Genomic DNA, 23,140 nt, shown 5'->3' with positions numbered 1-23,140 from the left:
GGCAAAATTATGAATTTTACCGACATATTTATAAAGAGACCTGTTCTAGCAACAGTGTTGAGCTTGGTGTTATTGGTGCTGGGGCTCAAAGCTTTTTCGGAGCTTCAGGTTCGTCAATACCCAGAAATTGAAACGGGTGTGATTACGGTTACGACGACCTATCCAGGCGCAAGTTCGACCAGTGTCCAGGGTTATGTTACCCAACCTCTGCAGGCGCAAATCGCGCAAGCTGAGGGAATTGACTACATGACATCAGAAAGTAGCTTAGGTAAGTCTTTAATTACGGTGAATCTGAAACTGGATTATCCAACGGATAAAGCACTAACCGAAATCTTGTCGCTGGTTCAACAAGTGAAATATCGCTTACCAGCAGGTACGCAGGATCCGAGCATCTTGAAATCGACATCACAGTCGCCAATCCTTTATGTTTCGTTTTCAAGTGACCGCCTGGCAACACAACAGATTTCTGACTATGTGAGTCGCGTGGTTAAGCCAACATTCTCAACTGTAGATGGCGTATCAAAGATCGACCTACTAGGACAGAGTGACTTTGCAATGCGTATTTGGTTGAACCCAACCAAAATGGCGGCGTTTGGTCTAACGGCTGCCGATGTACAGGCTGCAATCCAGGGCAGTAACTCTGTGAGTGCTGCGGGTAAATTGAAAGCGGACTATATCGAGATTGATATTAATGCACACACCGATGCATCATCCGTTGATGAATTTAAAAACATGGTGCTTAAAGCTGCGAATGGTCAATTAATTCACCTAGAAGACGTAGCAACGGTAGAGCTTGGTGCGAACACTTACGACTCGCGCGTACTGTTTAACGGTACAAGCTCGATCACAACAGCAATCAGCAATACCTCGACATCAAACCCGCTAACGGTTGTTAAAGGGCTGTACGACGTTCTTCCAGCGATTAAAGACAGCTTGCCGCTAGGTATGAAAGCGGAAGTGGTTTATGACTCAACGAAATTTATCGATAGCTCGATTGAAGAAGTAACCAAGACTCTTGTAGAGGCTGCGGTGATCGTAATTATCGTCATCTTAGCGTTCTTGGGCTCAATGCGTGCCATGGTCATTCCTTTGGTTACTATTCCATTGTCACTCATCGGTTCGTTGTTCTTGATGATGTCTATGGGCTTTAGTATCAACCTGTTGACGCTACTGGCAATGGTATTGGCTATCTCCCTAGTTGTTGACGATGCCATCGTTGTTGTAGAAAACACCTTCCGTCACCTTGAGGAAGGGGCAACACCAGTACAAGCGGCGATTGAAAGTGCACGAGAGATCGCTGGTCCTGTCATCGCTATGACGATTACGTTGGCTGCCGTATATGCTCCGATCGGCTTTATGGGTGGTCTAACGGGGAAACTGTTTACAGAGTTTGCGTTTACTCTTGCTGGTTCTGTATTGATCTCTGGATTTATCGCACTAACTCTCACACCAATGATGACTTCTAAAATGCTCAACAAGCAGATTCTAGAAGGCGCAATGGTTAAGAAAATTGATAATGTTATTTCTGGTGTTACACATCATTATGAAAACATCCTAACGACCGTACTCAACAACCGTCTGTTGGTGTGGCCATTAGTTCTGACTTTCCTTGTGTCGTTGGTGTTCATGTTTACCCACACTGCGAGTGAATTGGCTCCGCAAGAAGACCAAGGCGTTGTAATCATGATGGGTCAAGGCCCTTCGCAAGCTAATACCGACTACCTTGGCAATTTCACTCAAGCGTTGGATAAAACGATCAGCAGTTATCCTGAAACTGAAATGTCGATGATGGTAAATGGTTACCAAAAAGACAATAAGTTCTTCGGATTAGGTGTACTTAAAGATTGGGATTCTCGTGAAGCGTCAGTGAAAGACATCATGACAAGATTCCAGAACGACATAGTCGATTTCCCAGGACTGCAGGTGTTTACTATTTCACCTCCAGATCTACCTGGTACATCGCAAGGTCTGCCGTTCCAAATGGTATTGAAAACGCCGACGGGAAGCTATGAGGAGCTCTACCAGTACGCAGAAAAAATGAAAGAGTATGCGGTCAATAGTGGCAAGTTTATCTATGTTCAGAATGACTTAGAGTTCAATAAGCCTCAGGTAGAAATTACCATTAATCGTGACAAAGCAGCATTGATGAATGTGAACGCGCAAGAAATTGGTAATGTGTTAACTCGCTACGTGAGTGAAGGCTTTATTAACTATTTCGCATTAGATGAGCGCAGCTATCAGGTAATCACTCAAGTAGAACGCTCTGACCGTAGTTCTTGGAATGATATCGACCAATATTACGTGCGCTCAAATAACGGCACTATGGTTCCGCTATCAGCGCTTATTGATATCAAGCAAAGTGTGCAGCCATCAGCCGTGGATCAGTTCCAGCAATTAAACAGCGCGACTATCGAAGCGAAGATGATGCCAGGCGTTAGTATTGGTGAAGCTTATGAAGTGATGCAGGAAGGTGCAAAACAAATTCTTCCAACGTCGTACGCAACAGACTCATCTGGTCAATTACGTCAGTACGTCCAAGAAGGAGCTTCCTTGGTTTCAACCTTTGCTCTTGCGCTTATTATCATTTATTTGGTGCTAGCGGCTCAGTTTGAAAGTTTCAAAGATCCATTGATCGTATTGACCAGTGTTCCGTTGTCGATATTCGGAGCCATGATTCCTTTGTACTTGGGTATCGATACGCTCAATATCTACACTGAGGTTGGCCTTGTAACGCTTATCGGTCTGATCAGTAAGCACGGTATTTTGATCGTGGAGTTTGCGAACCAAATCCAGCCGGAATTCGCAGGCGATAAGATTGCCGCAGTGAAGAAAGCAGCAGCGGAACGTTTACGTCCAGTATTGATGACAACAGCAGCAATGGTAATTGGTGTCGTACCACTACTGACAGCAGCTGGTGCTGGCGCGCAAAGCCGCTTCTCTATCGGTCTAGTAATTACTGTGGGCATGACAGTAGGTACTCTGTTTACCTTATTTGTCGTCCCTACGGTTTATACATTCCTGGCTGATGACCACTCAGGTGAATCTACTGAGGATACCAACACTAAGCTTGTAGAAGAGCAACAATAGTGAAGAAAACCAATCAAAAAGCACCAAGGATGGTGCTTTCTTTTTTTGCAGCCTCTTGCTTTTTATTTGTGATGCCGTTGAGTCAGAGCTACGCCAATACAGGGCGAGGTGAACAAAGTTCAATAGTCTCTCTGTCTAAACCAGTATTTGTTGAAAATACTCGGAAAGCAGAAGCTCAATTGGCTGAATTTGATAGAAAAATCGATGCCAATCAACAGCTTCAGAAGGAGTGTGTTAACAACTGTGCTGTGCTTGAGAGGGAAGAAGCAAGGCTGAAAAAAGAAAAAAAGGCATTTATAGAAACCAATCGATTACCACTGGTTTCAATATTAGGAGGCCCTGGCTATATGCCGGAAACAGGGCTTATGCTCGCGTTAGGAGGGCTCTATTCTTTTAGCACCGACCGCGACAGTGACAACTTACAACGTTCTAGTGTCAGTCTCGTGGCAATTGGTAACGAGATGGAGTCTGGTATCGGCTTTGGTTTACGTTCGAAACAGAATTTGTTTTTCCAGAATAACGATATTCGTTATGTAGGTAGTCTGAGCTTTGGCAATCAAAGCCAGTACTACTGGGGAACAGGCTATGACAAGGGAAAGGTAGTCGATGCAAGTGATGATATGTCGTTGGACTACAAGTTTGTTAACTACGATGCCAATCTGACCTTTAGAACAAATCAACATTGGTACGTAGGTCCTGTTCTTCGCGTTCGCTACTACGATCCTAGCAATGATGATTTACCCACGAGTGCCTTAAACGATGACAACTTCCAAACTTATCGTGATAAGCCATTTTCAATCGGTGCAGGTTTTACAGTGCAATACGATACTCGCGATGTAACGGTTAATGCCTGGCAAGGGAGTTTCCTTGGAATTGAGTTTGTCGATTACAACTCATTCATTGGCAGTGACAACGATTACTCAAAAGCATCTGTGGATTATCGATACTACTACGCCCTGTCAAAAGGCAAGGTGTTAGCGTTATTCAATAAGCTCCAATGGAGTCAAGGTGATGTTCCATTTTATGACATGCCGACCTTGGGCGGGCAAGACTCTATGCGAGGCATCTATCAAGGTCGCTATCGCGACAACATTGCCATCGAAAACACATTGGAATATCGATGGACCCTGAGAGACGGTCAAGACCACTTGACTAAGCACGGTGTGACATTTTGGGCTGGAGTAGGTTCCGTCGATAGTTCATTGGATGAGCTGTACTCGAACTTTCTCTATAGCTACGGCGTCGGCTATCGGTATGAAATTCAACCGCGAATGAACGTTCGCGTGGATTTGGGGATAGGAAGTAATAACGACAAAGGTTTTTATCTCACCTTTACCGAGGCGTTCTAATACGCCTCAAATATACATTACACAATCAGTTAGAGAAAACAAATGAAGACTAAATTATTATTAATCAGTACGTTAACGTCTATTTTTATGATGGGCTGTACGAGCACTCAAGAATTTCTAAATGAAAACCAATCTATGGCAACGGAAGCGGCAATGAATCGTGCGAAGTTTGAACTAAGCTGCCAAACTGTGCAAACAACAGTACTAAACAAAAAAACGATCGATCTTTATCGTTATGAAGTACCTCAGTATCAAGTTGGAGTGTCCGGCTGTGGTAAAAAAGTGGTGTATTTAGTCAACTGTAATCCCGACAGCGGATGTATGGTGTATGACAACAAGAACGCTCCAATATCAGAAAGCAAATCTCAATAACCTCAATTTAGGCATGCAAATATAGGTACGTTTGTATGCCTCTTTCTGACACCTCACTAATAAGTTCCTATTTTCTCAAAGTGTTCCATCACTTCTTCAAGCTAATAACCCTTCGAGCTAACACACTCCAAGACAATACTCTTTGACACAATTGATATCGCTTTTTCACCACTATAACCGAGTTGGGCCTTTGCTTGTTGACTGGTTGGCAATGGATGAATTGAACGATGAACTACTGACGAAGCTTTTCATTCGTGGAGGATAGAAAGCGGAAATGAGGAAACAGGTAGGAAAGATAAAAAAACCCCCGATATTGAATCAATATCGGGGACAAAAATTAGTATAGCGTTACTTTCGCTGTGTATTCAGTACGTTCTGACTGGTTTACAGGGTGTTGATAGTAGTCAACAGTGAAGTAAATCGGTTTATCTTGGTTGATACGCTCCGCGATTTTCTTCTCTAGATCTTGAACTGAATCAAAGTCGTAAACGTGGAAAGAATAACCCGGCTTAAGGTCCATTTCTTTAGCTTCTTCTTGAGTGATGTAAGTTTGGCGATAGATAGAATCTAAGTAAGTATCAAACTGTGTAGTAACACTATCGTCAGTCACTAAAACATAGTCGAATTCGTTAGCGCGAATTGTGTCAGTTTGAAGTGAGCTCATTGCTGCATCAACGCTTAGTTGGTTCTGCTCTTGAGAGCCGTCACTGGCAACAATTGATGGATTAAAGTCATCTGCCATTACCGATGCAGAAGCTAGAACACAAAGAGGAAGTACATATTTCAACATTTTAAATACCTTATTAATTGACGCCTAAATGGCGTTGGTTGAGCTTATATATACCTGATGATTTAATCAGGCCAGATTTCGATGTTAATTTTAACTGCTACATAAAATGATGAAATAATAAGGCTCTAATTGTATGGTAAATAATAAATATCCTTAGTTCTGTATTTTTGTTTTAGATTTATCTATTCAAAGGTGGTTTTATATCTAAACTTGCGGTTTTTAATTGTTCTCGGGTTAGGGTTATTACGATGAATGGTTTTTAGGTCTTTGTTTATTAAGGATTTTATTTTTATTTTATACGCCATCATTGGTTTTATTCAGGTTTTTTATATCAATAAATAATAGAGAATTTAACATTAATAGAAGTATGCTGATTAGTTTATTCACTTTTTAATTTTGCTAATCATAATTGTTAGCGAAATTCACTTGAACATATTTATTGTTCTTAAAGCAAGATTGACTAATAAGGTCTGGAGAAAGAAATGAAAGCTAAAATACTACTACTATCTATTATCACGGTTCTATCTGGGTGTGCAGGTTCACTACCAGATAAAGAAGAAATGGTGACGTTAAATGATGGACGTACATACGAAGAACAAAAATACAACTCCCATGAAGATGGATATGTTTGGCACTCGAGCGACCTTAAAAAAGACGAATATCAGAATATTATCGTTCACGATGTTAATGTACACGTTAGTAAAACGATAGACCGTTTGCTAACAGACCAAACAGTAGAGAACTTTAAGCAAGAACTTAAAGGCACTTTGTCTGAAAAGAGCTCGAAACTGTTCCCAACAGATGCGGCGAGCCAACACCAAGCTATTGTTGACGTCAACATCATTAAAGTTGAAGACATCGGTGAAGATGTAAAAGCACGAGAAATTATCCCAATTGGTGCAATTGTTGCCTTAGCAAAAGAGGCGGCTGGTACTCGTGATCGTTCAGTAAGATTACTTGTGGATGTTGATATTAAAGATAAAGATGACGGCCACTTACTTGCTCGTCGTATTTTTGTCGTAAACAACAATGGCGTACTTGAGAACGATAAGTCGAAGATCACACAAAAAATCTTAGATGCGAACGTGAATCGAATTACTGAGCAAAGCGTCGACTTCATTCTTCACGCTATGTACATGTAAGGGTTGAGTTATGAAGTTATCTGTTCGACATTCTCAAATCCTAGCGCTACTTGTGGCCTTCGGGCCTATGCATGCTTTGGCGCAAGAAAACGATGCCAGTTTCGACACACGCTTTGATAATTGTTTGTTGCGTGAGATTCACATGGATGTTGAACATGATAACCTCGATGAGATCAAGGCACAGTGCTTGAGTGAAGTGCAAGCGTCGACAGAACATGTCTCTCCAACTCGACACTCATTAGAAAAAGAGACGGAGAATAACCCGTTTGTCATTACTCCCTATAGGCAAAACTACATTTTGCCTATTACGGAAATGAGCCAGGTAAATACGGCGCCTTACACATCAGACATTTTTGAAGGAAAGTCTGATGAACTTAAAGATGAGGAAATCAAGTTCCAGATCAGTTTTAAAATGCCTCTTGTCGAAGATGGTATTTTTAACGAAGAAGATCAGATTTACTTTGGTTTTACGTTAAAGTCATTTTGGCAGGCGTATTCTTCGGAGATATCAGCTCCTTTCCGTGAAACTAACTATCGCCCAGAGATTTTCTATGAATCTCCTTTGCCAATAGAGAGTAAGGAAGGTGTGTGGTTTACACGAGTTGGTTTCGAACATGAATCTAATGGACGAACTCAGGAGTTGAGTCGCAGTTGGAATCGAATTTATGGTGGTATTGGATATGCTGAAGATGACCTCATGGTTTATTTGGAGCCTTGGTACCGCATCCCTGACAGTGATGACGATAACCCCGATATAGAAGACTACATGGGACACTTTGAACTAACCGCTGCTTATAAATACCAAGCGGTAGAGTTCAGTGGAGTAGCTCGTTATAACTTCCGTACCGGTTATGGTGGCTTTGAGGCAGGTATGAGCTTCCCTCTTATAGGGAGAGTTCGTGGTTATGTTCAATATTACCAAGGGTATGGTGAAAGTTTGATCGATTACAATTACAACAACAAGCGTATTGGCGTCGGGGTTCTACTAACAGATATTCTCTAAGCGATACGTCAGGATTTTTCGGGGTCCGCTTTGTGCGTCATTTTCGTGCCGTGTAAGGCGGATTTTTTTGAAATATCCTAAATAGTATCCAATACTTCTTTATAAGTTACAGTTACTTAATACTAACCTATGAAGAACCAGAAGATACAATTTACGATTGATGATTGGGTTTTTATTCCAAGTGAAGACAAATTTATCTTGGATGACGAAGAGTTTATTATCGATCATCGACTATCTAGATTGTTCCATTTTCTGTGTGATAATCCCTATACCGTCTTTTCTAGAGATGAATTAATAAATGAAGTCTGGAATGGCTCGATCTTAACTGATCAAGTCATTACTCAGGCGATATTTGAGTTAAGAAAAATTCTCAAACAGCACGGTAGTCATCCATTTGGGTATATTGTTACTGTTCCTAAAAGAGGCTACAAGTTAGATGCGGATGTTGAAAGAAAAGTCGAAAGCCCCGCACCAGTCGATGGCGGGAGGGTAGGTGCCGGAGCGCCAAGTAAGTCAGAGAATCCCCTATACAAAGATAAGACAATATCATCACAAGCAGGTAAAACGAGTGATACTGATAATGCTCGTTCATTAAGACCTATGCGACTTAGTGGGACACAAAAGCCCACCTATTTAAAGCACTGGGCCATAGCGTCTGTTCTGTTGCTTTGCCTAGTTCCAGGAATAATATATCTGGTATTCATCAATGGTGTGGAAAAAGAGGCGCATCCAGCTTCAACGATAGCACCTAGTTATTTGTCTTTTGAACCTCGATATATTTATGTAAAAGCTAACGAGGAGTTCCTAAGCGACCACCTTAAAGTGGGGATGGCTCGCAAGTTGTTGGATTATTTAAAGATCTATCGAAATTATAGGATCATCTATGATGGGCCTGCTGCAAAAGTCGCGGCCAACGAGTTACGTTTTTCGTCGATTGAACGAGGTGGTCATCAATATCTAGAAATTGAGTACTTTAATCGAGTATCGGGTGATAAACACCTAGACCGACGGTACAAGATTTCACAAGGGCATGTGAAAGCCGCAATAAAAAAATCGCTGACTGACCTACTTGAGTCTTTCAATATCTCGGTCGGAAAATCTCAGGTCGCCAGTCTGGTGGATGAGTTGCCTGATGATGAGAATGCAGTTTCTTCTATATTGGAGTCATTAGGTGCAGCTTTTCAGGTGAATCATGAGGAAAAAGCATTACAACTGATAGAGTTAGCGGCCCAACAAGCACCCGAAAATCAATACACCATCGCAACGGCTTATATGTTTATTCTATCGAAAATGTATATCAAACCTGATGGCAATAACATAAATCAAATAGAACAGCTTAATCAGAAAATGCAGCAGTCCATCAACCAGTTTTCTCAAGATCAGCAGCTTACACCTAGGTTATTGGAAGCGATGTCTATGATGGAGATGAGTAAAGATGAGCCATACAAAGCGAAGCAGTATCTTACAGCCATCCCTTACGACAGGCGTAGTATCATGTTTTACATAATTAGTGCCAAGGTAGCGGAATCAATAGGGAATACATCTGCGGCGGAAGAGTTTTACTATCATGCGATCTTGGAAGCATCGACGGTACAGGTATTAAACTTGTCCGAAACGCTATTCTTTTATAGTGATCTATCTGATATTAGAGACAAGATTACCAATAATGTTACTGGTACTACTGAAACGTGGTAGCCAAACTGGCTGACACGTTTCAGTACAGGGTAGTTGCGCAATTAGTGTTTAATCCAACCTTGTGCTTCTTGATTGTTAGTAAAGTACTTCACCTCTGAACTGGTTGCGAATGACGCCAATGTAGCCGCTATTTCAAGCCATTTTTGATCGCCAAATAATGCGATTTTGTTTATGTCGTTACGATGCTTAATACTCAGCTTAATATCTTCCACAAATGCTTCATATTCCCAACCAGAGAAAGCAGTAGCATCAACAAGAAGGTTAATCTTCTTGTCCTCATTTTCCTTAATACTAGTTTCAATCAAATTGGCTACTTGAGTAACCACTTCCTTTGTTAATTTTCCAGTTGGCTTCAGCTTTAACATCAAAGAATCATGGTTTGCTTCTACATTGATGGTTACATTTGCTGGTTTCTGATTACACATTATGACTTTCTCTATAATAGTTAGTTTGATTTGCGTAAGTAACTTATCTAAATATGAAACATATAAAGGTGTTGCGTTGATAACCTACTTACAGAGCGAGGAAGATGTTACTTTTTGGGAAATTGCTATACATAATATGACAATAAAGAAACGATAACTGTTTGTGAATTTTAATTAATCACCAGTAATTTTTATTGCAAAGTCAAGTTTGAAAATATACAAAACACTATCATAAGTCATTGTTTTTAATGTGTTATATTTACTTTATCTCAAGATTATGAACTCATTATTATATTGATTTATCACATCAATAATATTCGCGCCGATTTAAGTCTACATAAAAACTACTATATATCGGAGAAATGATGTCTCATTCAAATGCTGCTATTTCGTTCAACAATAGCCAAAACCTTTCTTACTATATGCAATATGTCAATTCGCACTCAATATTAAAAGAGTGTGAAGAGCGACAATTAGCTAACGACCTATTCTACAACAATAATGAAGATGTAATATCAAAATTAGTATTGCCTCATCTGCGATACGTTGTTTACATCGCCAAGGGGTTCGCCGGGTATGGTCTACCGTTAGTCGATATGATTCAGTCTGGTAATATCGGTTTGCTTAAGGCAGTTAAGAAATTTAACCCAGAACTGGGCTTCAGGTTGGTATCCTTTGCTGTTCATTGGATAAAATCAGAAATTACCGACTTTATTATAAAAAACTGGAGCATTGTAAAAATCGCCACAACGAAGTCACAGCGAAAACTATTTTTTAATCTGAAAAAATACAAGCAATCTCAAGAGTGGATGAGTGAGAGTGAGGCTGAAAATTTAGCCAGTAAGTTGAAAGTCAGCAAGAAAGATGTACTGTCTATGGATGGGCGACTATCTGCAAGAGATTCCTATATTGACCCGAAAATAGGTGAAGATGAAGACCAAGTCATATCGACTGGTGAAGTGTTTGCCGAGCCACAACTCGATGTGGCGATTGAATATGAAACTCAAGATTGGGATAGGCACATTAACGATGAATTGAATGCAGGTTTGGCTAAATTAGATGCTCGAAGCCGAGATATTATCGTAAGTCGTTGGCTGTTATCAGAAAAAGTAACATTGAACGAACTTGCTGAGAGGCATAGGGTTTCAGCTGAGAGAGTCAGGCAAATTGAATTGATGACACTTGAGAAGCTTAAAGATTTGTTGACGCACATTCAGCCATAGAGTCCACAAAAAACCGACCGCGATTACCAGCGGTCGGTTTTTTTATGATTAGATGTTCACAGCGGGTATAAAAAAACCAAAGCGAACTGGCTTTGGTTTTCTCTGGTAGTGTTGAGTGATTAGAAGTGGAATTCAACTAAAAGGTTTACGCTATCTTTGACAATCGCAGTGTCATACTTAGTGTACTCCAAAGCAACTCGAGCTGGGCCTAAAGAAACGCCTGCACCAATACCACCGAATACGTCTGTAGATGTATTGATGCTGTTAGAGAATCTACCCATACCAAGACGACCATACACATCGAAAATTGCAATTGGTAACGTGACCTTACCACTTGCTAGCCATGCATTTGAGTAGATAGACGAGTTGTCAATTGGGGAGTTCGTATCAACAAAGTCCGCGTATGCTAATTCGGCAGAGAAGAGTTTTGCAAAATTGTAGCCGCCGTAAATAGTGTAGCCATTATTAGAACCAGATACGTTAATGTCATCGTAACTAGAGTATAAGTAACCAGCACCAATATAAGGTTCTGCAGAAGAAACCGATGCTAGTGGTAATAATAGCAAAGGCAAAGTACGTAGAAATGTCTTGTTCATTATTAAGTTCTCTGTTTGTTAATGTTTAAATTTAGCGACTAGAATTAGAAGCTATAAGTAACGCCTAATGCAGCGCCAATATCCAAATCTAAGCCATGATTCATATTTAATTCGGGATGGATCTGTGCATAAAGTTTCCAATCTTTTGCAAAGTTCAAATTCATGCCAATAGGAATACGAACGCCAAAATCATTATTCCAGTCGTAGTACGCACCGCCAGCCACATACCAACTCAAAGGAGCTTCTGCAGCTAGATTTCCCTTTAAAAATGAATAATCTAGAGCTAATCCATCATCGCCTGCGATGAACTTTATTTGTTGATTAAAGTCAACGACTACGCTTAGACCTTGGTCAAATGCCATACCGATTCCCACTTTTTTTCCAGTATTGGCATAGCTCATCATTGGTGTAAGAAGAAGTAATGTTAATGCTGTCTTTTTCACTTTTAATACCTAAATCAATTATCGACAATTCATAGGTAGGGTCACCCAATATTGGAATTCAAGAAAAATAAGAAATATTTTCATATTTTATTTTCATTATCTTTAAGGACGGTTGGATATGGTTTTTAAATCAGAGGGTTATAGAAAGAAAAAACCGCTATTTTTGTTAGTGGTTTTATTGAGGAATAACTCGCATAAAAAAGCCCCTTACAAAAGTAAGGGGCTTAATTGATCATCGAGGGTGGTAATTGTTCATGACTGCTACCTATTAGTAGAATAACACCATAAACATACCCATTAAGGTCAATAGGGTATTGGATACCGCATAAGGAACAGTGTAACCAAGCATAGGGATGTTGCTTTTCGCTTTCTCACCTACCATAGCGACTGAAGCAGTACTCGTACGTGCACCACCACAAACACCTAGGTTTATAGCTGGGTGGAATTTAAAGATATACTTACCAATAAGTGGAGCTAATAGCATTGGAATAGCCGTTGCTGCCGCACCGATTAAGAACAGTTCTGGACCTACGTTTTTAAGGCCAGCCACAAAGCCAGGACCTGCAGAAATACCTACGATAGCAATAAAGACATTAAGACCAACTGAGTTCATAAACCACTGTGTTGGTTCTGGAAGTCGAGCAAATGTTGGGTGAATTGAGCGTAACCAACCTAATACCAAACCACCGATTAGAACACCGCCAGATACAGACAGGGTAACGGGTGCGCCATCGATATTAACAGCTAGTGCGCCTAGTAAACCGAATACTACGATAAAGAGACCAACCCAAACCATATCCGTTTCAGTTGTCGTTCTATCTACATGGCCTACTTCTTTTTCCATACGTGATGTATGCGTTTTAGTACCAGTAATACTTAGTACGTCACCACGATGAATTTCAGTTTGTGCTAGTAGGGGTACTTCTTGACTTGCTGCACCACGACTGATTTTGTTTAGGAACACGCCACGAGCGTAATCTTCATCTGCTAGTGAGACTAATGTGCGGTTAGCGAACTTTTTGTTGGTAACAACTAGGTCTACGGTTTCTAATGGCAGGTTATCAAGCTCCTCGTCCGCTACTTCTGTTAAATACTGTTGAGCGTGTACGAGTGCATCGGTATGACCTGTTAATGCAATAATGTCTTTTGCCGCTAGCGCCATAGTTGGCTCGACATCCACTACTTCACCATTGCGTTTCAGCTTCTCAATGAAGAGGCGTTCTGCGTGGTGTTGAGATTCGAATTCAGCCACTGTCATACCGTTGATATCGTCAGAGATCTCATAGGTACGAGATTCAGAGCGATGCCAAACACGTGAAATACCATCTTCTGGTGTACCTGCAGACATCTCTTTTTCGTAGTCTTTACAAGCTTCTTCAAGGTTAACTCCGAGTAGAGTTGGACCAACATAAGCTAGGATCATACCAGTACCAATAGTACCGAACAGATAACAGATAGCGTAAGCCACTGGAATTTGGTCTAGTAGCTCTTTAGTATTGCTGAAACCAGATGAGTTGATTGCATCAGTCGCTAGACCGATAGAAGCGGAGATGGTTTGTGCGCCGGCCCAAAGGCCTGCAGCTAGACCAACATCGTAACCAGCAATTTTGGCACCAGCGTACGTTACTGCGAAACATAGAAATGAAATGACTACTGCGAATATCGCTTGTGGAGCACCATTTTTGGCTACACCTCGAACAAATTGCGGGCCGACACCATAACCTACAGCGAATAGGAACATCGTGAAGAACATTGACTTAACTTGTGAAGAGATCGAGATATCAAGCTGACCGATGATAACACCTGCGATTAGCGTACCTGTTACTGCACCTAAGCTGAAGTGACCGAATTTGATTGCCCCTAACCAATATCCCAAGCCCAGGGTGATGAAAATTGCCAATGCTTGGTGTTCACGGAACACTTTTACTACCCACATAGGCTCTGCTTTTGCTGGAGCTTTGATGCTTGTAGTTGAATGTTGAACAGCAGCATGGTCTGTAGTTTGTTCTTGAGCTTGAACATTATTGAACATGTCAAAGCCAGATACGCCGCTATTTGTATCTGTAGTGATATTTCCTGCCAGCATAAATACTGCCAACATACTTAGAAAAATATGCTTAATATATTTAGAAGGAGATAGCCTCATTAGAGTTGCCATTTTAACCTCTGATTACTTAGATTCCTAAATGCAAACCAAAGAACTCCAGAGCCCGGAACAAGAACCAGACTGCTTTGGTACGCAATAATTATTGTGATTAGAGTGCGAGGGACTAGGGCTACTAGCCCCTCTTTGCTTGAGATGATTAACCGTGGTTAAACGTGCTTGAGCTTTCTTCGTCAACAGAGTTAACGATTGGGAATTTCTCAAATTTCTCGATTGTGCGTTTTAGATCTTGAACGAGTAGATCAACCATGTCGTGACTCACACCGTGACGAACTAGGATGCGCATAATGACCAAATCTTCGCGGTTTGAAGGCATGGAATATGCGGCAATTTGCCAACCACGAGCGCGGATAGCGTCACTTAGGTCAAACAAGTTAAAGCCTGCATCTACGTCCGCTTTTAAGCTAAAGCTCATAGCTGGAATACCACCGCGGCCATCGTAAATGATGTCGAATAAGCCCATTTTGCTTACTTCATCAGCTAGGTATTGAGCTGAGTTGTAGCAAGCGTCGTGGATACGCTTATAACCTTCTTTACCCAAACGTAAGAAGTTGTAGTACTGAGCAACGATCTGACCGCCAGGGCGAGAGAAGTTCAGTGCGAATGTTGGCATGTCACCACCAAGGTAGTTAACACGGAAGATCAGATCTTCAGGAAGATCGCTTGCTTCGCGGAAGACAACCCAGCCCACACCAAGAGGTGCGAGACCATATTTGTGGCCAGATGCGTTGATTGACTTAACACGAGGAATGCGGAAATCCCACTCTAGTTCAGGGTCGCAGAACGGTGCGATGAATGCGCCACTTGCGCCATCAACGTGCATTGGTACATCAAGACCAGTTTCTTCTTGCAGTTTGTCTAGTGCATCAGCAATCGCTTTTACAGGTTCATACTGACAAGTAAACGTTACGCCAAGCGTAGGAACAACACCGATAGTGTTTTCGTCAACACGGGCTAGAACTTCTTCTGGAGTCATTAGTAGACGGTCGCCTTCCATAGGAATTTCACGTAGTTCGATATCCCAGTACTTAGCGAATTTGTGCCAGCATACTTGTACTGGACCGCAAATTAGGTTTGGTTTGTCAGTTGGCTTACCTTCCTTGCGACGCTTCTCGCGCCAGCGCCATTTCATTGCCATACCGCCAAGCATGGCCGCTTCACTTGAACCTGTTGTTGAACAGCCCATCGTGTTTTCAGGATCTGGAGAGTTCCAAAGATCAGCAAGCATATGAACGCAACGGTTCTCGATTTCTGCTGTTTGTGGGTACTCATCTTTGTCGATCATGTTTTTGTCGATGCACTCGTCCATGATTTTGTGGATGTTACCGTCTACCCAAGTTTGGCAAAAAGTTGCTAGGTTTTGACGAGAGTTACCATCAAGAATAAGCTCATCAGATACTAGCTGGTATGCAGCATCAGGATTTGATTCGTCATTAGGGAAAGTATATTTATCGATGGTTTTGTCTAATAGTTTGTTTGCAAAAACATCATCGATAGCTGCATTATTCTTTTCTTCAAAAGGCATTATATAGCTCCAGATTTATTTAATTGGATAGAACAGTAATATCACTGCGTTTGGTTTTTGAAAAAGCTGTCTCGCTTAAGTCGAATTGAATTATTACCAATTAAATGAATAAAACCATCAATAGAAAATAAAAAGACAATAATCATCGTGTTATAAATAAATTGTTGCGCAAAATATCCTTTTTATTTGTCTCTTACTAGAGCCGCTGTGTGAAGTCCAATCATTGATTTACGGCTAATACTAGTTAATTTTGATACGGTCCGCATGGTCTGAAATGGTTGGTTTTTTGGCTTAATCTTATGAAAATCAATGGTTTGAGATTTATATGTAGATTGTTTTTATGTGAATTTTATTGGCTGTGGATTAATTTATCTTCAGTGGATATTAAAATGAACACCAAGTTGATTAATGAAAGTGCTTATAGATTTAATCTTAGCTATTACCGCTGCTTTCATTGTTTATCTATATCAGAAAGTAAAATTATTTAGGTTAATTATAAAAACTATAATGGTGTAAAAATGAATGATCATATTATATTTGACTACTTCTACATACCCGGTTTTATGGTGTTGGTAGCAGCGGCAATTGCAATACTAATTGTAGTCAAATACACACTTGGTGGACTATTGAGAAAAGGAAAGATCATGAATCCTTCATTAACAGAACTTTGTTTAGTAATTATTGTTACTGGACAATTACTACTAATAAAGGTGAGCTAAATGAAGTTATTTCGTGTTCTATTACCGACTGCGTTAGTGATCGCTGCGGGGGCGACTTGTTATACGTCTTGGGTCGCCTACACCCAATCTCTTTGGACTCGCGATGCTAAAGTTCACGTTGAAATTGCAGAAGTAGCGCCAAAAGTTTCGGGAGAGATAGTTACCGTAGCTGTACATGACAACCAGTTTGTTAATGCTGGTGATTTACTCTTTGCTATTGATGATGCGGATTACAAAAACAGTGTTTCCCAAGCTAAGTATGCAATGTTGAAGGCGGAGGCCGAGCTAGAGCAATCGAAGAACTCTTACCGTCGTGATTCAAGATTGTTGAGTAAAAAACTAGTCTCTGAAGAGCAAGTGATCTCGGAGAAGCTCGCCGTAGCAGCTAATAAAGCCGCTTTAGAGCAAGCAAAAAGTAGCTTGGCTAAAGCAGAATTAGATTTAAGTCGTACTAAAGTGGTCGCACCGCAAGATGGTTATGTAACGAATCTTAACCAACGCCAAGGGAACTACATCAATAAAGGTGAAACCTTTGTTGCATTAGTCGAGAGTGACACCTATTACATTTTGGCCTATTTCACCGAGACAAAAGTAAAAGGCTTGGTTGAAGGGGCGAAAGCTAACATTCGTCCATTTTCATCCGATAAAACATTTGTCGGCAAAATTGAAGGTATTGGTCGTGCGATTATTGATCAGAGTGCCGATAATTCCGGACTAATATCAAACGTTAACCCAACAGTGCCTTGGGTCCGTCTCGCGCAACGCGTACCGGTGCGTATTAGCATCCCTAAAGAAGTCCTTGAAAGTGAGAGACTGATTGCTGGCACAACGGTTTCAGTGGATATTCAGTGATGTTAGCGACGATTGCTCGACAATGGACAAATCCAGAATCGGTGGCATTTGCTTTGCGGTTTTGCCTGGCTGTATTGATGACATGGGGTTTATCGCTGTTAATGGATTCTTCGGCCACGAGTACTTCTATGGCAACAGCCGCGATTATTCAAATCACTGGCAGTCGCGGAGCGAGTATCAAAAAAGCGGCGGCACGTCTTATCGGGACATTTACTGGCGGTGCATATGTGCTTTTTGTGGCCAGCGCTACGCTTATTGACTCTTGGTTGTTTAACTCATTCATTATATTTGGAGTGGTAACAAGTTTAGGTATCGCATCATATTTTCATGGACGTGTGTCATACATGTTTGCCGTGATGGGTATTACCTTGTCTCTAGTGGGTTTCCCATTGGCAGCGAACCCTGACATGACCAATTTATTTGATCACGTACAGCTTCGTTGTGTTGGTATCTCATTTGGTATTTTAATGGCAATGGTCGCGGCTATGATCATTCCTTATAAAGATGACCAGCATGAGTTGTTTTCTGTCAAAAGTTATACAGAGAACTTCCTAAGCAATCTGTTTGTTACTGATGAAGATAATGCTACCAAACTGACACGTGCGTTTTTGGTATTTGTGAGCAAAAAGTGGCAGTTGGTTGATGATGAGATATATGGAAGCCGAAGTGCTAAGGAAGAAAAACTCAACAGTCGTACTGCTTTTTATGACTCTATCAATATTGGTATCAAAGCCATCGAGTTAAAAAAGCTTGGTGAGGCCATAGCCATTCCTAATGAGGCGTGGGAGGAGTTGTGTAAAGCTAATTTTCGCGTTGATATCAATGAATCATGGATTGAAAGGTGGGGAATTGAAGATATTGATCTGGTCGAGGTGTTTAATGAACAGGTCGCTTTGTTTGCCACACAACTGGATTTATACAAGAGCGAAAACAGTGTATTTGACTACACCAATAAAGATTATGCCAACGATATAGGACGCTTTACCGATGGTTACGTAGTGCTCAACAATATGGTGAGAGCAACCATCACGCTGTTCACGCTTTCATTTATGTGGATTGAGCTGCAATGGGATAGTGGTATGTCGGCAATGATCATGGCTGGAATGATCATCTCGGTGTACGCTGCAAATCCAGGTTCAGAGCAGGCACAAAGTCCAAATATATATGCACAATTCTTAGCTGGTGGCTTTGCGTTTATTCTGACCTTTGGGGCCATGCCAATTGGCTCGCCTTGGATAGTTGCAGTAGTCGGCTTTACTGGCGTGTATTTGGCGGCTTATTGGTTTTGGCAGAGCAAGTCACTACTGAAAGTGGTGTGTATGGTTTCGTTGTTTTCATGGACGAGCCTTGTTCCGTTAACCAGTGCCCCAAGTTATGATTTTGAGAACTTTCTTAATTCTATCGTCGGTAATATCACTGCATTGCTGATTTTGTGGGGGGCGTTCTATTTAATCCCTGCACGTACGACAGCCACAGTGATCAAGAAAGAACTGAATCGATTTATTAATAAATTCAAAGTGACCGATATAGAAAAGAGAAAGTCTTTGAATGTAAGTAACTGGATCCTAGCATCCTATGCTTACTTAATTAGCATTTCAGATTTAGTGAGTATTAATAGACTGTTATATCTAAAAGCACTACAGAGTGTCATTAACCATGAAGAACTTGAACCTGAAGAGCGAGAAATTCTTCTTTCCTCAATTGATAAAAAATTCTTCGACCTGGGAAGTAATCAAATATTCTCAAACTTGATGGACTATAAGGCGACAACAGCTGCGAAACACAATTACCGTTGGTTCGTTCTGTGCGATAGATATAATGCTTTGAAAGCTCAAGGCCATTAGAAAAATATAAATTAACTATCATTTTAATTTCTCAGTTAATTTTCTGAGAACTATATATATCAGAGGTTATGATGAAAAACATTCTCATAGGCCTAGTGATATGGACATTATTAGGTACCAATTATGCAATGGCAGAAGATATTAAATCATCGCCATTAAAAGTAGATGCTCAAGCTCCTGTACAGTCATTAGGGCTGGCAACACAACTTCGTAGCGGTTTTACTAATGATAAAACCGAACTGTTTGCAACGTACAACTTCGGCAGCGTTTGGATCACCAGTGATGATATCCAAATGGATTACTACCAAAATAGAATAACGACGGGGGTGCAATGGTCACCCGCAGATAAGATACAGCTTGAGCTACGCTATCAGTTTGCTTGGGCCCATAATAACCATTTAGATAGTTTGGTGAAGTCATTCCATAATGCTGCTGGACTGAAGCTTGATGGGCGTGACGAAGTCGAAGACGATAGCTTCAACGTCGATAGTGATACCTATGGTGTTCATAACAACAACTTTGAAGGCGATACGCTGGAAAGCGCCGTGTCGCTGTATCTTCAGTATTCACTTTATGAATCTGAACATCAGGCATTGGCAATCGGTGGGTCGCTATATTACAACAATAAAAGTGATTACGAATTCTCATCAGGTGGCTTTGAACAAAACTTACAATTGAATTGGTCATACGCAAAAAGTGGACACTCTATTTATTCGACGTTAGGAGTAGTTCATCATGCTGATAAAAATATCGATGATGATCTGTATTTCAAAGAATTCACTTGGGAAGGTGCAATTGGTTATGGTTATCGATTCCTTTCTAACCATGAAATTATTGCAGAATATCATTTATATCAAGGTGCGTTAAACCAGACGGCTTTTTCAGAAAACGTCAATGAAGCGACCCTAGGTTATCGTTATTATTGGGATAATACCATATTAGAAATATCGGGTACCGAGAACTTGTTTAATATGGATAACTCTACAGATATCGCCTTCACCTTAGGGGTGAGACATTATTTCTAAACTCAGTTAAACAAGGCTTAATTGACGTTTAAAGAACCTTCACTGTTAAGTGAGAACAAAGCATGAGAAATTAATCTCATCGCACAACATGACCACAAGAGAACTTATTATGTTTAAATATCTACTACCTGTTTTAGTCGTTTTTTCATCTGGCGTCTACGCAGAATCACTTCAGCACATGTCTGATGTGAACCATAACAAACAAGAAATGGCGACAGCAATGAAAGGCATTCAAGAAGTTAAGCTTTCTGATGATGTATATATTGTAAGTAATACTCAGAATGGCTTTACCATTACTGATAGCGTGGATGAACTTTCTGCAAAGTATCGTGATACCTACATCACGGCAGATCAAGCGAAAGCCAACAACTTAGAAAAAGTAAAAACATTCACTGTATACAGCGAAGCAAACTTTGAGAACCTAATTAAAAAAGTAGAGAGTCAAGTATCTAAAGATGCTCCTGAATTCTTTTCTGTAGACCTATATCAGAACAGCATCGGTGACATTGAAATCACAGATTACGTTGCTCGCGTTGTCGAATATAAATAATTTTTAGAAGAGGTTAGCCATGTCAATGCAACACACAAAATCAGCGACACATGAAAAAATGATGCGCGAGTACGGCAACGAAGTCGAGCACAAACACAACAAAGATCATTTAACTTTCCAAGACAAAGAAAGCAATGAGCATCGTCATCTTCATGGTGGCCACAATGTGCACAAACCCACGCACCACCATCATAAAACGGCGCACCATAACACTCATAAGCGTAACCACACTGAAGCTTCTGAGGAATAACAAAAAAACCGCTCGATAAGAGCGGTTTTTTTAAGTGATAAAATACTAAGGAGATTGGCGAATCAATGGGATTTCATTAACCCAAACTTTTTCGCTGGTCGCTTTTTCGTAACCATAGTCGTATAAAGATTTAAGAAATTCAGGGTCGAAAAACTTACCGTCTTGAGGCTTTTGAGTGTAATCCTCATCGACAAAAGTTAAGAACAACTTTGCGCCTATTTTTTTGGAGATGTACATTTCCCTAAACACATCACCTCTAGTTTGGGCGAGTATTAAATTATCTACACTGCGAGCTGCCAAACTGACGGTATCGTCCTCGATGAACTTGAACTCGGTTCTTAATCGTCCGTTACGGATGATGTAAATATGCGGAGGTTTTGCATATCCGAGTGCCTTGGTCACCTTGGTGAAATCAAAGCCCACTGGGTCGAAGAATAGTTGACTGGATAAGCCACCATCCACATGCATCTCTTCTAAAGACTGACCGTTGTACTTAACAGGAATGAACTGTGGGGGAAAGACTCCAGGTATGGATGAACTAGCTGCAAGAACCTGATGAATAATGTCTTTTTTATTGGGTAGATCACTGGTAGCGATACGTCCTATGTTCCAGATCATCTGTCTGCCAGAGTCAAAGTGAGTAGTACCAATCAACATACGTTTGCCCGATTGGTGCGCTTTTGCAATTTCCTCTATAAATTCATCATCAAAGGTTTTCTGAACCATTTTGTAGAAGTTGTCTCCCTCAGAGAATGCGTCTCCAAACAGAATCTTAAAAATACTGGTTCCACCTAACATCATGTCATCGTTCAGGCCTAACATGACCGTTTTGAGTTCGTCGTACTTGTCGCCGCCAACGAAAACAAATGGAGCAATTAAGGCGCCAGCACTAACTCCCGTAATCAGAGAAAACTCAGGCAGTTCCCCTTTATCCTTCAAGCCATTAATCACGCCAGCACCATAGGCACCTCTAGGACCACCACCGGAAAGTACGAGAACATTGAAACGATCACCAATCACTTTTGGCGCATCTGATGCGTTCTTCAAAAGGTCGAGGTTACCCTTATCGTCATAATTCTCCTTTAGTACTTTAAGGTTTTTCGGTATTTGGTCTCCCCAAATGCGATATGGTTCATTAATAAGGCTGACGGCTTCATCTCTGGGGCCGATTTTCGCCTGTAAATAGTTTGATTCATTAACACGAATGGTACTGTCGTGGGGACTGCTGCTACACCCAACGACAAGCGCTGTTAACACCAATATAATTGGTAGACGCATTGGCAACTCCGTTTGCTTATTACTATTCTAATTTGTTAGGGGACATTCTTTAGATTAGTACCAATATTCAGTTATTTACAAAAAATATTAGCTTGCTATTCACTGAATAGTGGTGATGACGATTTAGACAATCATATTGGGGTAGCCATGCGATCAATCAATGAATCTAACAACTTCATTTTTTTCACACTTTCTCTCATTCTTATTCTGATTATAGGTGCTCTTTCGCGTGAGCTCCCCGGCGATGATCTTGACTTTTTGTTGAAGCCTGTAGTGTTAAACAGTTTTGTTATTTGTTTGATTAGTATGAAGTTTTCAAAAGGTTGGTATATATACTTGGTTAGTGTCAGTATCATGATGCTTATTGCGATCCTTACTCACACCTTCTTTGATAGCGGACACGCAAATGTTGCGATGTTAGTACTGATGTTGGCGTTTTTCTATGGTGTGTTTCAGTCGACTGCTCATCAGATTTTGCTTTCTTCCGAGATTGACAACAATAAGTTAGTGGGTTCCATTGCCTTGTTCTTAGTGATGGGGCTTGGTTGGGCTGCGATTTATTTGTTGCTGATTAATTTTAACCCAACAGCAATCAATGGGATTGAGCACTCAGATAAATGGGGAAGTAACTTCTCAGTAGTGACTTACTTTAGCTTTGTCACATTAACCACACTGGGTTATGGCGACTATAGCCCTAACAGTCCACTTGCAGAGGTCGCGGTATACTTACAGGCGATTACGGGTGTGTTCTATATGGCTGTAGTGGTGTCTAGTTTAGTGAGCGCAAAGAAGGGGCATTAATTTATCA

Annotated in this window: 20 protein-coding genes; 13 read left to right on the top strand and 7 right to left on the bottom strand. The window is 40.8% G+C overall.

The window, feature by feature from the left end; genetic code table 11:
• The first annotated feature begins 9 nt into the window (after nucleotides 1-9).
• Genes HOP38_RS18000 through HOP38_RS17990 form a run of 3 tightly spaced genes read left to right on the top strand, consistent with a single transcriptional unit; the run spans nucleotide 10 to nucleotide 4,808 of the window.
• Complete coding sequence (locus tag HOP38_RS18000; protein ID WP_038230851.1) at nucleotides 10-3,087, top strand: efflux RND transporter permease subunit; 3,078 nt, start codon at nucleotides 10-12, stop codon at nucleotides 3,085-3,087.
• Nucleotides 3,087-4,436: a BamA/TamA family outer membrane protein gene (locus HOP38_RS17995; RefSeq protein WP_198558617.1), complete on the top strand. Its 1,350-nt coding sequence runs from the start codon at nucleotides 3,087-3,089 to the stop codon at nucleotides 4,434-4,436. Before HOP38_RS18000 ends, HOP38_RS17995 begins: the two co-directional genes overlap by 1 nt.
• Before the next feature lie 42 nt (nucleotides 4,437-4,478).
• Nucleotides 4,479-4,808, top strand: coding sequence for a hypothetical protein (locus tag HOP38_RS17990; protein WP_006070220.1), 330 nt, complete (start codon nucleotides 4,479-4,481; stop codon nucleotides 4,806-4,808).
• 337 nt (nucleotides 4,809-5,145) lie between these two features.
• Here the strand turns inward: HOP38_RS17990 and HOP38_RS17985 are convergent, their stop codons facing one another.
• A complete protein-coding gene (locus tag HOP38_RS17985) occupies nucleotides 5,146-5,598 on the bottom strand; it encodes a DUF2536 family protein (protein WP_006070219.1) in 453 nt (150 codons plus the stop codon).
• Nucleotides 5,599-6,080: 482 nt separating this feature from the next.
• Between HOP38_RS17985 and HOP38_RS17980 the strand changes: the two genes are divergently transcribed.
• From HOP38_RS17980 to HOP38_RS17970, 3 genes are all read left to right on the top strand, one after another.
• Nucleotides 6,081-6,740, top strand: a complete 660-nt coding sequence (locus tag HOP38_RS17980; protein WP_006070218.1) for a DUF3313 family protein — start codon at nucleotides 6,081-6,083, stop codon at nucleotides 6,738-6,740.
• 10 nt (nucleotides 6,741-6,750) lie between these two features.
• Entirely contained in the window at nucleotides 6,751-7,743 is a 993-nt protein-coding gene (locus tag HOP38_RS17975) for a phospholipase A (RefSeq protein ID WP_198558616.1), read from the top strand.
• Between the two features lie 129 nt (nucleotides 7,744-7,872).
• On the top strand, nucleotides 7,873-9,438 hold the full coding sequence (locus HOP38_RS17970; protein WP_198558615.1) for a winged helix-turn-helix domain-containing protein: 1,566 nt from the start codon (nucleotides 7,873-7,875) through the stop codon (nucleotides 9,436-9,438).
• 41 nt (nucleotides 9,439-9,479) lie between these two features.
• Here HOP38_RS17970 and HOP38_RS17965 read toward each other — a convergent pair whose 3' ends face one another.
• Nucleotides 9,480-9,863, bottom strand: coding sequence for a SpoIIAA family protein (locus HOP38_RS17965; protein WP_006070215.1), 384 nt, complete (start codon nucleotides 9,861-9,863; stop codon nucleotides 9,480-9,482).
• Between the two features lie 365 nt (nucleotides 9,864-10,228).
• Here HOP38_RS17965 and rpoH point away from each other — a divergent pair, with 365 nt between their 5' ends.
• Nucleotides 10,229-11,086, top strand: coding sequence for an RNA polymerase sigma factor RpoH (gene rpoH / locus HOP38_RS17960; protein WP_198558614.1), 858 nt, complete (start codon nucleotides 10,229-10,231; stop codon nucleotides 11,084-11,086).
• Nucleotides 11,087-11,205: 119 nt separating this feature from the next.
• On the opposite strand, the gene HOP38_RS17955 is transcribed toward rpoH, so the two are convergent.
• From HOP38_RS17955 to gad, 4 genes are all read right to left on the bottom strand, one after another.
• Complete coding sequence (locus tag HOP38_RS17955; RefSeq protein ID WP_006070213.1) at nucleotides 11,206-11,682, bottom strand: outer membrane beta-barrel protein; 477 nt, start codon at nucleotides 11,680-11,682, stop codon at nucleotides 11,206-11,208.
• A 44-nt stretch (nucleotides 11,683-11,726) separates the two neighbouring features.
• Entirely contained in the window at nucleotides 11,727-12,125 is a 399-nt protein-coding gene (locus HOP38_RS17950; protein ID WP_006070212.1) for a hypothetical protein, read from the bottom strand.
• 268 nt (nucleotides 12,126-12,393) lie between these two features.
• The gene (gene aspT, locus HOP38_RS17945; RefSeq protein WP_198558613.1) at nucleotides 12,394-14,283 is read right to left on the bottom strand and encodes an aspartate-alanine antiporter; all 1,890 of its coding nucleotides are present in this window, start codon (nucleotides 14,281-14,283) and stop codon (nucleotides 12,394-12,396) included.
• Between the two features lie 145 nt (nucleotides 14,284-14,428).
• On the bottom strand, nucleotides 14,429-15,814 hold the full coding sequence (gene gad, locus HOP38_RS17940) for a glutamate decarboxylase (protein ID WP_006070210.1): 1,386 nt from the start codon (nucleotides 15,812-15,814) through the stop codon (nucleotides 14,429-14,431).
• A 719-nt stretch (nucleotides 15,815-16,533) separates the two neighbouring features.
• On the opposite strand from gad, the gene HOP38_RS17935 reads away from it, so the two are divergent.
• The 5 genes from HOP38_RS17935 to HOP38_RS17915 all read left to right on the top strand — a co-directional run bounded on the left by HOP38_RS17935 (nucleotide 16,534) and on the right by HOP38_RS17915 (nucleotide 21,054).
• On the top strand, nucleotides 16,534-17,385 hold the full coding sequence (locus HOP38_RS17935) for an efflux RND transporter periplasmic adaptor subunit (protein ID WP_006070208.1): 852 nt from the start codon (nucleotides 16,534-16,536) through the stop codon (nucleotides 17,383-17,385).
• The gene (locus HOP38_RS17930; RefSeq protein ID WP_062461850.1) at nucleotides 17,385-19,229 is read left to right on the top strand and encodes an FUSC family protein; all 1,845 of its coding nucleotides are present in this window, start codon (nucleotides 17,385-17,387) and stop codon (nucleotides 19,227-19,229) included. The genes HOP38_RS17935 and HOP38_RS17930 overlap by 1 nt, the downstream gene beginning before the upstream one ends.
• Nucleotides 19,230-19,300: 71 nt before the next feature.
• Entirely contained in the window at nucleotides 19,301-20,254 is a 954-nt protein-coding gene (locus tag HOP38_RS17925; protein WP_006070206.1) for a DUF3187 family protein, read from the top strand.
• 109 nt (nucleotides 20,255-20,363) lie between these two features.
• Nucleotides 20,364-20,804, top strand: a complete 441-nt coding sequence (locus tag HOP38_RS17920; protein WP_124941649.1) for a hypothetical protein — start codon at nucleotides 20,364-20,366, stop codon at nucleotides 20,802-20,804.
• Between the two features lie 19 nt (nucleotides 20,805-20,823).
• Complete coding sequence (locus HOP38_RS17915; RefSeq protein WP_171390236.1) at nucleotides 20,824-21,054, top strand: hypothetical protein; 231 nt, start codon at nucleotides 20,824-20,826, stop codon at nucleotides 21,052-21,054.
• 45 nt (nucleotides 21,055-21,099) lie between these two features.
• Here the strand turns inward: HOP38_RS17915 and HOP38_RS17910 are convergent, their stop codons facing one another.
• Nucleotides 21,100-22,332 carry a patatin-like phospholipase family protein gene (locus HOP38_RS17910; RefSeq protein WP_198558612.1) on the bottom strand — a complete coding sequence of 411 codons (1,233 nt, stop codon included), beginning with the start codon at nucleotides 22,330-22,332 and terminating at the stop codon, nucleotides 21,100-21,102.
• Nucleotides 22,333-22,638: 306 nt separating this feature from the next.
• Between HOP38_RS17910 and HOP38_RS17905 the strand changes: the two genes are divergently transcribed.
• Entirely contained in the window at nucleotides 22,639-23,133 is a 495-nt protein-coding gene (locus tag HOP38_RS17905) for a potassium channel family protein (protein ID WP_231896665.1), read from the top strand.
• Nucleotides 23,134-23,140 lie beyond the last annotated feature (7 nt).

This window comes from Vibrio mediterranei (assembly GCF_013364395.1).
Classification (GTDB): domain Bacteria; phylum Pseudomonadota; class Gammaproteobacteria; order Enterobacterales; family Vibrionaceae; genus Vibrio; species Vibrio mediterranei.
Note: the sequence above shows the minus strand (reverse complement) of the source record. Positions and strands in the feature narration are given on the sequence as shown.

What these genes read in the sequence shown, in the direction of transcription:
- HOP38_RS17905 (WP_231896665.1), top strand. Translation starts at nt 22,639, where the DNA reads ATGAAGTTTTCAAAAGGTTGGTATATATACTTGGTTAGTGTCAGTATC.
- HOP38_RS17970 (WP_198558615.1), top strand. Translation starts at nt 7,873, where the DNA reads ATGAAGAACCAGAAGATACAATTTACGATTGATGATTGGGTTTTTATT.
- HOP38_RS17965 (WP_006070215.1), bottom strand. Translation starts at nt 9,863, where the DNA reads ATGTGTAATCAGAAACCAGCAAATGTAACCATCAATGTAGAAGCAAAC.
- HOP38_RS17920 (WP_124941649.1), top strand. Translation starts at nt 20,364, where the DNA reads ATGTTTAAATATCTACTACCTGTTTTAGTCGTTTTTTCATCTGGCGTC.
- rpoH (WP_198558614.1), top strand. Translation starts at nt 10,229, where the DNA reads ATGTCTCATTCAAATGCTGCTATTTCGTTCAACAATAGCCAAAACCTT.
- HOP38_RS17955 (WP_006070213.1), bottom strand. Translation starts at nt 11,682, where the DNA reads ATGAACAAGACATTTCTACGTACTTTGCCTTTGCTATTATTACCACTA.
- HOP38_RS17930 (WP_062461850.1), top strand. Translation starts at nt 17,385, where the DNA reads ATGTTAGCGACGATTGCTCGACAATGGACAAATCCAGAATCGGTGGCA.
- aspT (WP_198558613.1), bottom strand. Translation starts at nt 14,283, where the DNA reads ATGGCAACTCTAATGAGGCTATCTCCTTCTAAATATATTAAGCATATT.
- HOP38_RS17935 (WP_006070208.1), top strand. Translation starts at nt 16,534, where the DNA reads ATGAAGTTATTTCGTGTTCTATTACCGACTGCGTTAGTGATCGCTGCG.
- HOP38_RS18000 (WP_038230851.1), top strand. Translation starts at nt 10, where the DNA reads ATGAATTTTACCGACATATTTATAAAGAGACCTGTTCTAGCAACAGTG.
- HOP38_RS17980 (WP_006070218.1), top strand. Translation starts at nt 6,081, where the DNA reads ATGAAAGCTAAAATACTACTACTATCTATTATCACGGTTCTATCTGGG.
- HOP38_RS17925 (WP_006070206.1), top strand. Translation starts at nt 19,301, where the DNA reads ATGAAAAACATTCTCATAGGCCTAGTGATATGGACATTATTAGGTACC.
- HOP38_RS17990 (WP_006070220.1), top strand. Translation starts at nt 4,479, where the DNA reads ATGAAGACTAAATTATTATTAATCAGTACGTTAACGTCTATTTTTATG.
- HOP38_RS17915 (WP_171390236.1), top strand. Translation starts at nt 20,824, where the DNA reads ATGTCAATGCAACACACAAAATCAGCGACACATGAAAAAATGATGCGC.
- HOP38_RS17975 (WP_198558616.1), top strand. Translation starts at nt 6,751, where the DNA reads ATGAAGTTATCTGTTCGACATTCTCAAATCCTAGCGCTACTTGTGGCC.
- gad (WP_006070210.1), bottom strand. Translation starts at nt 15,814, where the DNA reads ATGCCTTTTGAAGAAAAGAATAATGCAGCTATCGATGATGTTTTTGCA.
- HOP38_RS17910 (WP_198558612.1), bottom strand. Translation starts at nt 22,332, where the DNA reads ATGCGTCTACCAATTATATTGGTGTTAACAGCGCTTGTCGTTGGGTGT.
- HOP38_RS17985 (WP_006070219.1), bottom strand. Translation starts at nt 5,598, where the DNA reads ATGTTGAAATATGTACTTCCTCTTTGTGTTCTAGCTTCTGCATCGGTA.